A 1,590-nucleotide genomic window follows, 5' to 3' on the forward strand; every position below is an offset into this window, starting at 1 on the left:
CCGCTGAGGCCGGCCGGTCGCGGGGCCGTACTCCGCGCGCGTGCGCAGACAGGCAGCGACAGGCAGCGACAGGCGGCGTCGAGGCCGTCATCGGACAGTGTTCCGGTGGCGGCCTCGACGCATGTCGACGTACGCAGGCCGTGTTTACGGCGTAAACACCTCGGCGTGCCCCGGTGGCGGTCTCGACGGCGGAGCTCCCAGACGTCTCCCGAGTCGATCAGTCGGACAGATCGGTGAGGTCGTCAGTCCAGAGGCTCCCCTCGGTCATCTCGCGACCGATCCGATCAGCCCACTGCTGCGCCCAGGATTTCATCTCGGTGATCTGCTCGGAGCGGAGGCCGTACACCTCGAACTCCTCATCGGGATAGACCGATGCGTGATCGAGTTGATCGCGTAGGTCCTCCGGATAGAAGTCATCGTCCAGAGCCCGTCGACCCAGCGCCATGAGTTCGGCATCGGTGAAGTACGTCGTCGCGCTGTAGACATCGATCAGATCCCGCGGAAGGCCTCGATCGTGCAGGGCGCCCATCTTCAGCGCGACGGCGTCCTCCAGCGCAAGGACAGGGCCGAAACTCATGACGGCCGCAGGGTGGTTGAGCGGCTCCTTCAAGATGTCGATCCGGTACGCCGCACCTGTGGGGAGGACGACCGCCAGGTGCCCCTTGCGGCCTTCGGCGGAGACCACTCGGGCCTCCACCCCCGCCTGTTCGTAGGCGGCTGCAAGTGCTGCGGCGATCTCCTCCATCGGGGCGGAACTCGCGGTGGCGAAGTCGAGGTCGTCCGAGGGCCGGGCCACCAGACCATGTGCCTTGATCGCGTAGCCGCCTGCCAACACCAGGCCGTACCGGTCGCAGATCGGCAGGGCTGCGTGCATCAGCAGCGCGTGATCGCCCTCAAGCGGATCGGACAACCTCGGCCGCCAGCTCGGGGAACCTGTCCTGCCAGAGGGCGCGGAGCGCGCGGGGAAGCCGGAGGCGTGCCCAATCAGAGCGGAGAAGGTCGGCGTTCAGCCAGTGCGTGTAGTGCTCGGTGGTGATCGCCGAGGTCAGCACCGTCATGTGGAAGAGGTAACGCTGATCACGGTCGGAGAGGTCGAAGCAGGTCCGTCCAGACCAGGCGAGATCGGAGGGCAGTTCGACGATGCCTCCATCCGGGCCGGTCAGGCACGACAGCGAGGGAGGCATCGCCTTGGCCACCCCAGCCCAGCGGGACGGCAACGGCACGGCGGTCTGGAGGCTCACTCCTCCATTCTCTCCCATGTCCTGAGGCTCAGGCAGATCGAAAGCGAGAGGAACATCGATGACAGAGGCGGTATCCGGTCAAGGGCTGCCATGACGTGTGTGCCGGCATGCGCTGCGTACGGCTGAAGCGCGGGGAGCGTTTACGGCGTGAACACCGACGCGTGATCACTGATCTCGGGAGCATGGCGGCCGGAAGCACGCCCGTCGTCGCACCTCCGGAGATCTGCACCGATATCCCGGCCTCGACCTCCTCCACGAACCTCTCACAGGATCCGCCCCAGCTCTCCGCAGGCGCTGGATGGCCGGTGGCATCGGGGGTTTAGGGTTTCCGGTCCCCTGCAACCGGGCT

Annotated in this window: 2 protein-coding genes; both read right to left on the bottom strand. The window is 66.6% G+C overall.

Features of this window, described 5'->3' with window-relative positions; all coding sequences use genetic code 11:
- Positions 1-217: 217 nt before the first annotated feature.
- Positions 218-910, bottom strand: a complete 693-nt coding sequence (locus ACFOWE_RS30475) for a nucleotidyl transferase AbiEii/AbiGii toxin family protein (protein WP_377293944.1) — start codon at positions 908-910, stop codon at positions 218-220.
- Positions 894-1,241: a hypothetical protein gene (locus ACFOWE_RS30480; RefSeq protein ID WP_377293946.1), complete on the bottom strand. Its 348-nt coding sequence runs from the start codon at positions 1,239-1,241 to the stop codon at positions 894-896. Before ACFOWE_RS30480 ends, ACFOWE_RS30475 begins: the two co-directional genes overlap by 17 nt.
- Positions 1,242-1,590: the final 349 nt, after the last annotated feature.

It is taken from the genome of Planomonospora corallina, assembly GCF_042650625.1.
GTDB lineage: Bacteria > Actinomycetota > Actinomycetes > Streptosporangiales > Streptosporangiaceae > Planomonospora_B > Planomonospora_B corallina.